The sequence below is a fragment of the Streptomyces sp. AB3(2024) genome (genome assembly GCF_041862025.1).
Classification (GTDB): domain Bacteria; phylum Actinomycetota; class Actinomycetes; order Streptomycetales; family Streptomycetaceae; genus Streptomyces.
The window spans coordinates 1-7,904 of sequence record NZ_JBGWAB010000219.1 but is presented as its reverse complement, the minus strand read 5'-3'; the positions used below and the strand labels follow the sequence as shown (position 1 = coordinate 7,904).

Annotated in this window: 7 protein-coding genes and 1 pseudogene; 5 read left to right on the top strand and 3 right to left on the bottom strand. The window is 72.7% G+C overall.

Annotated elements, in window-relative coordinates; all coding sequences use genetic code 11:
* Window positions 1-258: 258 nt before the first annotated feature.
* A pseudogene (locus tag ACEPPI_RS38945) lies at window positions 259-1,128 on the bottom strand (serine/threonine-protein kinase); the annotation flags it as partial.
* 106 nt (window positions 1,129-1,234) lie between these two features.
* Between ACEPPI_RS38945 and ACEPPI_RS38940 the strand changes: the two are divergent.
* Window positions 1,235-1,537 carry a peptidase gene (locus tag ACEPPI_RS38940; protein WP_266839783.1) on the top strand — a complete coding sequence of 101 codons (303 nt, stop codon included), beginning with the start codon at window positions 1,235-1,237 and terminating at the stop codon, window positions 1,535-1,537.
* A 24-nt stretch (window positions 1,538-1,561) separates the two neighbouring features.
* On the opposite strand, the gene ACEPPI_RS38935 is transcribed toward ACEPPI_RS38940, so the two are convergent.
* Window positions 1,562-2,926 carry a S41 family peptidase gene (locus ACEPPI_RS38935; protein WP_373919987.1) on the bottom strand — a complete coding sequence of 455 codons (1,365 nt, stop codon included), beginning with the start codon at window positions 2,924-2,926 and terminating at the stop codon, window positions 1,562-1,564.
* Window positions 2,927-3,135: 209 nt separating this feature from the next.
* Here ACEPPI_RS38935 and ACEPPI_RS38930 point away from each other — a divergent pair, with 209 nt between their 5' ends.
* From ACEPPI_RS38930 to proC, 4 genes are all read left to right on the top strand, one after another.
* Window positions 3,136-3,669 (top strand): hypothetical protein, encoded by a 534-nt coding sequence (locus tag ACEPPI_RS38930; RefSeq protein ID WP_373919986.1) that lies wholly within the window; start codon window positions 3,136-3,138, stop codon window positions 3,667-3,669.
* Window positions 3,670-3,726: 57 nt separating this feature from the next.
* Window positions 3,727-4,578: an ABC transporter ATP-binding protein gene (locus ACEPPI_RS38925; protein ID WP_373919985.1), complete on the top strand. Its 852-nt coding sequence runs from the start codon at window positions 3,727-3,729 to the stop codon at window positions 4,576-4,578.
* Entirely contained in the window at window positions 4,575-5,312 is a 738-nt protein-coding gene (locus ACEPPI_RS38920) for an ABC transporter permease (protein WP_373919984.1), read from the top strand. Before ACEPPI_RS38925 ends, ACEPPI_RS38920 begins: the two co-directional genes overlap by 4 nt.
* Before the next feature lie 96 nt (window positions 5,313-5,408).
* Window positions 5,409-6,218 (top strand): pyrroline-5-carboxylate reductase, encoded by an 810-nt coding sequence (proC, locus tag ACEPPI_RS38915; protein WP_373919983.1) that lies wholly within the window; start codon window positions 5,409-5,411, stop codon window positions 6,216-6,218.
* Window positions 6,219-6,253: 35 nt separating this feature from the next.
* On the opposite strand, the gene trpS is transcribed toward proC, so the two are convergent.
* Window positions 6,254-7,252, bottom strand: coding sequence for a tryptophan--tRNA ligase (gene trpS / locus ACEPPI_RS38910; protein WP_373919982.1), 999 nt, complete (start codon window positions 7,250-7,252; stop codon window positions 6,254-6,256).
* Window positions 7,253-7,904 lie beyond the last annotated feature (652 nt).

The window sequence follows — 7,904 nt, the reverse complement described above, 5'->3', positions numbered from 1 at the left end:
CCCCCCCCCCCCGCCCCCCCCCCCCCCCCCCCCCGCGCCCGCCCCCCGGACGCGCCGGGGTGCGCCGGGGGCGGGCGCCCACGCGCCGGACCACTGTTAGCCGCCGGCGGCCACGGCGGCGAGCAGCAGCCCGAGGGCCCCCGCCGCGACCGCCCTCCGGCGTCCCGCGCGCCCGCGCGGCGCGGCCGCCGGATCGACGGGGTCCGCCGGGCCGACGGGGTCCACGGCGGGCCGGTCCCGCCGGTGCGTGATCTCCTCCTCGGCGACGGGCCGACGGGGGTGCGGTATGAAGGCCTGGGTGTCCTCGCCCGTCCGGCTCGTCACGGTCCGGATCTCGGCGATCAGCGCGTCGGCGGTCGGCCGGTCCGCCGGATCCTTCGCCAGGCACCGGGCCACGATCGGCACGAGCCGCGCGGGGAGCCCCGTCAGGTCCGGCTCGCTGTGCACCACCTGGTACGCCACGAGGTAGTGGCTGTCGGAGTCGAACGGCCCCCGCCCCGTCGCCGCGTGCACGAGCACCGCCCCCAGCGCGAACACGTCCGCCGCGGTCCCGACCTCGCGGGGCCGCTGGAACTGTTCGGGCGCCATGAACGGCGGCGTCCCGATCAGCTTTCCGGTCTCGGTGCGCAGGTCGCTGTCGGCCGGGCGCGAGATGCCGAAGTCGATGACCCGCACCCCGTCCGGGGCCATCAGCACGTTGCTGGGCTTCAGGTCCCGGTGCACGACCCCGGCCCGGTGGATGTCCCGCAGCGCCTCCGCCAGCCCGGCGGCGAGCCGGGCCAGCTCCGGCGGGTCCAGCACGCGTTCCCGTACCCGCTCGGACAGCGTCGGGGCGTCGATGAACAGGGTGGCCATCCAGGGCCGTTCGGCGTCCGGATCTGCGTCCACGACGGGCGCGGTGAACGCCCCGCTCACCCGCCGGGCGGCGGCGACCTCCTGCCGGAACCGCGCCCGGAACTCCGGATCCACCGCGTGCTGGGCGTGGACGACCTTGACGGCGAGTTTCAGCCCGGAGCTGGAGGCGGCCAGGTGGACGACGCCCATGCCACCGGAGCCGAGCACGGATTCGAGCCGGTACTGCCCGGCGTACTCCGGAAACCCCGCGTAGTCCGCCCGCAGCGAATGCACCGCTCACCACCCCCGTCGGAGCCTAGTCGATGGCACATGCGAGCATCCAAGGGCTTGCTACCCTGCGCGCGTTGCGCAGCGCAACACCCATGGGGGGAGACGTCTTATGTCAGTCGAGAACGAATCAAGCCAAGCCCAGGGCCTCGCGGCCACCGCCGGCCTGCCGATGTTCCAGGTCGCGCCGGGGTACCGGGTCAACGTACGCAGCGGTCCCGGCACCGGCTACGCGATCATCGACACCCTGCCGCTCGGCGCGAGCGTCTCGATCCGCTGCCAGTGCCCGGGGACCACGGTCTCGGGCCCGTACGGCACGACGGACATCTGGGACTGCATCGGCAACGGGAAGTTCATCTCGGACGCCTACGTGAAGACCGGCACCGACGGCTACGTCGCCGGCCGCTGCGACTGAGCGCCGCCGCCCGGAAGGGACGGCTCAGCGGGCGGTCTGCTTCCGCAGGACCTCCACGGCCCTGTCGAAGGCCGAGTCCCTCCCGTCGGCGAACTCCTCGTCGGTGAAGACCGGCTCGGTGAGGTGCGGCGGAACGCCTGTGCCGTCGAAGGTCGTTCCCGACCGGGTCAGGTACTCCTCGTTCGGCATCCAGGCGGCCATGCCGTTGGGGAGGCCGCGCACCATGAAGTCCGAGAAGACGCCCTGCGTGGGCTGCCCGATGCGGACCGTCCGGCCCGGCCGGTCCATGAGGGCCTGGGTGAAGGTCTCCCCCGCGCTGACGGTCGATCCGCCGGTCAGCACGGCGACCGGCCCGGTGTAACGGGGGCCCCGGGCGGGCGTGACGTACACGGGCTGGGGGCGGGTGTGCCGGGTGGCGTCGGCGGGGTCGTTGCGGGCCCGCTTGGAGTAGGCGGGGTAGGGGCTGTCGGTGAGCCGCCCGGCGAGGTGGATGCCCAGGGCGTCGGAGCCTCCGCCGTTGATCCGCAGGTCGATGACCAGGCCCTTCGGCTGCCGGCCGCCATCCCGCCCGAGGGCCGTGTCCAGCGCCCGGTCGAGCTCGGCCAGCTGGGCGGTGTACGGGGCCCCGGGCGCCGCGTACCCGGCGAACCCGGAGATCCGCAAGTAGCCCTGCCCGCCGGGGAGGTCGGCGTAGGTGATCCGCCCGTTGGCGAAGTCCTGGAGGTTCCGGGCGTCCTTGAGGTCGCGCTCCACGACGAACTTCTTCACCCTGGCGTCCACCGTGCCGTCGGGCTGGACGGTGCCGGGGCGCCCCCGCGCGAAGAACCGGTCGCCGTCCTGGACGGCGACATGGGCGTCGTGGAGCGGCTCGACCATCTCGCTGAAGACGGCGAAGAGCTCGTCCGGGGGCGTCTGCGCGTGCACCCGGGGCCGGTACCGGTCGCGCACGGCGTGCCAGTCGACGCCCTTGGCGGCGAAGAAGGGGTAGTTCTCCTCGAAGGACTGCCAGAAGACGTCGAAGGCGGCGACCGAATCCCGGGGGGCCTGCCCCCTACAGGCGGCGGGCAGCTCCGCGATCCTGCGCAGGTTCCGCTCGCCGACGTCGCCGTCCGCCCGCACGGACCCGCTGTCTCCCCGGGTGCGCACCGTGAGGACGGTGCCGTCGGTCCTGGTGTAGGCATCGGGGCCGGTCCGCCGTGCGGAGGCGCCCGCGAGACAGCTGACGGCGGTGGTCTGGTACTCCTGGAAGGTTCCGTCGCGGATGGACAGCACGGTGCCGTAGCCGTCCGTCCGCCAGATCCCGTCGGTGGCCGGCTGCCGGGCGGTGGCGGCCGGCGCGGCTGCGATGACGAGGGCCAGGGCGACGGCGGTGGCCGTGACGATGCGCACGGTGGTGCCTTGTCTGTGGGCGGTTTGCTCGGGACCGCCCCACCGTCGCCGACACCGGATCCTTCCGGCCATCCGGCTGTCCGGCCCATCGGGGGTGGGGCAGGCCCCCCTCCGTGCCGCCCGGCGACCGCCCGGACGGGGCGGGGTCACCCGTTCCGCCACGCGAGACGCCCGCGGCGCCCGCACTCCGCCGGGGGATAATCGCTGCTGTGAGCGATGACGACCGACGAGACCAGACCCACGGCCGGGAAGCGGGCGCGGACGGGCCGGCCCCCGGGCCGCGGCCCGAGCCGATCAAGTTCTTCGGCACCACCTGGGTGGAGCACGACAACGGCTACGCCCTGCGCCGCGTCGCCGTCGCGGCCGGTTCGCTGCTCGGGGCCTTCGCCTCCGCGTACCTCCTGCGCTTCGCCTACGAGGGCCTGGAGATCGGCAACGTCGGTCCGTTCCTCAGCATCTCCGTGGTCGTGCTCTTCGCGATCGCCAGTTCCATCGCCTTCGTCAAGACCTGGGAGTCCTTCGGCCGCCGCCCCGCCCCGTCCTCCGACGAGGCCGCCCTCAAGGGCCTGAAGGCGATCGGTTTCATCGGCTCCCTCATCGCGTACTTCCTGCGCTGCCTCGTCGAAGCCCCCGGCGAGAAGCTCCGCCGCACCGAGTACGAGCGGGCCGAGGCCGAGTACGCCCGCCGCCGCAGCACCCGTACCGGCAACCCGGCCGCCCGCCGCCCCAAGCGCAAGAAGTAACCCGGGCGCACCCCGCGCCGATTGACGACCGGCACCGCCAGGAGCATTATTCATCACATGATGAATAACGGGTCCGAGGCGCCGTCGTCCACCGCACCCCCCGCCGTCCACGCCCACGGCCTCACCGTCCGCCGCGGCACCGGCCGCACCCCGCGCACCGTCCTCGACGACCTCGCCTTCGAGGTCCCCCGCGGCCGCATCACCGGCCTCCTCGGCCCCTCCGGCTGCGGCAAATCCACCCTCATGCGCGCCGTCGTCGGCACCCAGGCCCACGTCACCGGCACCCTCGACGTCCTCGGCCGCCCCGCCGGCCACCCCGCGCTCCGCTCCCGCATCGGCTACGTCACCCAGGCCCCCTCCGTCTACGACGACCTCACCGTCCGGCAGAACCTCGACTACTTCGCCGCCGTCCTCGACCCCGGCCGCGCCGCCGCCGACCGCCGCCGCGCAGCCGTCACCCGCGCCATCACCGACGTCGACCTCACCACCCGCGCCGACGCCCTCGCCGGCAACCTCTCCGGCGGCCAGCGCAGCCGGGTCTCCCTCGCCGTCGCCCTGCTCGGCGCCCCCGAGCTGCTCGTCCTCGACGAACCCACCGTCGGCCTCGACCCCGTCCTGCGCCGCGACCTGTGGAACCTCTTCCACGACATCACCGCCACCCGCGGCGCCACGATCCTCGTCTCCTCCCACGTCATGGACGAGGCCGAGCGCTGCCACGACCTCCTCCTCATGCGCGAGGGCCGCATCCTCGCCCAGGACACCCCCGACGCCCTGCGCACCCGCACCCACGCCACCACCGTCGAGGAGGGCTTCCTCCGCCTCGTCGACGAAGCCAACGCCAACGCCGTCGACGCCGCCTCCAACGCCGCCGCCTCCAACGTCACCGCCATCCGGGAGCAGACCCGATGAACGCCGCCCGCACCACCGCCACCGCCGCCCGCGTCCTGCGCCAGCTCCGCCACGACCCGCGCTCCATCGCCCTGATGCTGCTGGTCCCCGTCCTGATGCTGACCCTGCTCCGCTACGTCTTCGACGGCAGCCCGCACACCTTCGACACCATCGGCGCGTCCCTCCTCGGGATCTTCCCCCTCATCACGATGTTCCTCGTCACCTCCATCGCCACCCTGCGCGAACGCACCTCCGGCACCCTCGAACGCCTCCTCGCCATGCCGCTGGGCAAAGGCGACCTCATCGCCGGCTACGCCCTCGCCTTCGGCGCCGTCGCCGTCGTCCAGTCCCTCCTCGCCACCGGCCTCGCCCTCTGGCTCCTCGGCCTCGACGTCGTCGGCTCCCCCTGGCTGCTCCTGCTCGTCGCCCTCCTCGACGCCCTCCTCGGCACCGCCCTCGGCCTCTTCGTGTCCGCCTTCGCCGCGTCCGAGTTCCAGGCCGTCCAGTTCATGCCGGCCGTGATCTTCCCGCAGCTGCTCCTGTGCGGACTCTTCGCCGCCCGCGACACCATGCAGCCGGTCCTCACGGCCATCTCCGACGTCCTGCCCATGTCCTACGCCGTCGACGGCATGACCCAGGTCCTCACCCACACCGACATGACGGCCGACTTCGTCCGCGACACCGTCGTCGTCGCCGCCTGCGCCCTCCTCGTCCTCGCCCTCGGCGCCGCCACCCTGCGCCGCCGCACCCCGTAGACCGCCCACGGACCGGACACACCCGGCCCCACCACGCAGCCGGGTGCGAGGATGAGCACGTACGTCCTTACGTTCGTTCGGCGAGGTGAATCGGGCATGACCCAGACAGTCGCAGTCCTCGGTACCGGCAAGATCGGCGAGGCCCTGCTCAGCGGGATGATCCGCGGCGGCTGGCCCGCCGCGAAACTCCTCGTCACCGCCCGCCGCCCCGAACGCGCGGAGGAGCTCCGCACCCGCTACGGCGTCGAGGCCGTCACCAACGCCGAGGCCGCCAAGCGCGCCGACACCCTCATCCTCACCGTGAAGCCCCAGGACATGGGCAAGCTCCTCGAAGAGCTCGCCCCGCACGTCCCCACCGACCGCCTGGTCATCAGCGGCGCCGCCGGCATCCCGACCTCCTTCTTCGAGGAGCGGCTCGCCCCCGGCACCCCCGTCGTCCGCGTCATGACGAACACCCCCGCCCTCGTCGACGAGGCCATGTCCGTCATCTCGGCCGGCAGCCACGCCACCGCCGCCCACCTCGCCCACACCGAGGAGATCTTCGGCGGCGTCGGCAAGACCCTGCGCGTCCCCGAGTCCCAGCAGGACGCGGCCACCGCCCTCTCCGGCTCCGGCCCCGCCTACTTCTACTTCCTGGTCGAGGCCATGACCGACGCCGGCATCCTCCTCGGACTGCCCCGCGCCCAGGCCCACGACCTCATCGTCCAGGCCGCCATCGGCGCCGCCGTGATGCTCCGGGACAGCGGCGAGCACCCGGTCAAGCTCCGCGAGGCCGTCACCTCCCCGGCCGGCACGACCATCAACGCCATCGTCGAGCTGGAGAAGCACGGCGTCCGCGCGGCCCTGATCGCGGCCCTGGAGGCGGCCCGCGACCGCAGCCGCGAACTCGCCTCCGGAGCCAACTGACCACACCGCCGCCACGGGGCGTACGAGGAGGAGGACTAGGGCGCCAGCAGCCCGATCGCCGCGTACGCCCGGTCCACCACCGGCCGCGCCAGCGCCCGGGCCCGCCCGGCCCCGGCGCGCAGCACCCGCTCCACCTCCCCGGGGTCCGCCGCCAGCTCGGCGTGCCGCTCCCGCAGCGGCCGCAGCAGCTCCACCACCGCGTCGGCGACGTCCCGCTTCAGCGGCCCGTACTGCTCGTACCCCCGCGCCAGCTCCTCGGGCTCCCCGCCCGTACAGGCCGCGAGGACGTCCAGCAGGTTCGCCACCCCCGGCCGCGCCGCCCGGTCGTAGACCACCCCGCCCTCCCCGCTGTCCGTCACGGCACGCATCACCTTCCTGCGCACCACCTCCGGCTCGTCGAGCAGGTACACGATCCCGGCGCCGTTCTCGTGCGACTTCCCCATCTTGGACATCGGGTCCTGGAGGTCCATGACCCGCGCGGCCACCGCCGGCAGCGTCGCCTTCGGCACGGTGAAGACCGGCCCGTAGCGCTGGTTGAACCGCACCGCCAGGTCCCGCGTCAGCTCCACGTGCTGCCGCTGGTCCTCACCCACCGGCACCTCGTCGGCCCCGTACGCCAGGATGTCGGCGGCCATCAGCACGGGATAGGTGAGCAACGACAGCCGTACGCCTTCCCCCGCCGCCTGCACCCTGGCGGTCTTCTCCCGGTACTGGATCATCCGCCGCAGTTCCCCGTCGGTGGCGGTGCACTCCAGCAGGTAGGCCAGCCGGGTGTGCTCGTCGACGTGGCTCTGTACGAAGAGCGTGCACCGCGCGGGATCGAGGCCGGCGGCGAGCAGCAGCGTCGCGGCCTGCCTGCTGAGCCGCCGCACGCGCGCAGGATCGTGTTCGACGGTCAGCGCGTGCAGGTCGACGACGCAGAACAGCGCGTCGTCGGGCTTGTGGTCCGTGGCGACCCACTGGCGTACGGCGCCCAGGTAGTTCCCCAGCGTCAGATGCCCCGTCGGCTTGACCCCGCTGAAGATCCTCGTCATGTCCCGTTCTCCCTGTGTGTGGTGTCGGAGCCACCGCGACGGGCGACCGAGCCACTCCCGGGAGGGAGAAACAGAAACGGCCGCCGTAGCGGCGGCCGTGAGCGCATGCGTGCTCGCGTGGAAGGTCGGCCGCCGTCAGGCGGCCCACCAGCGAAGGCTGGGCATGAGCGCATGCGTAGTCATGGGAGGCAGCGTAGCCCGCGAGGGGTGAGCCGTGCGGGAGGTTTCCCGAAGGTCAGCCGGGGGTTGACACGTCTGTGCCCGATCCGTAAGGTTCTTCGAGTTGTCCGAAGTGAGCGCCGACCCCGGTCGGTCCCCGGACAGCCATCCCGCACTACGCATTCGAACGAACGACGCATGTTGTTGTCTCGTTTTCATGCGTATTTGCGAATGAGGAATCCGCGTTCCAGGACGCGGCCCCCGATTGGCTTCGGGGGCAGGGAATCCGCTACTGTCTCACTTGCCGGAAGGGCCCAACAGCCCCGAACGCAAAACCCGTTGACTGGGAGTCAGGCCCGAAAGGATCTGATAGAGTCGGAACCGCCGGAAAGGGAAAGCGCGAAAGCGCAGAACCTGGAAAGCACCGAGGAAAATCGGACACGAAAGAGTCTGATAGAGTCGGAAACGCAAGAACAGAACGAAAGCCTGGAGG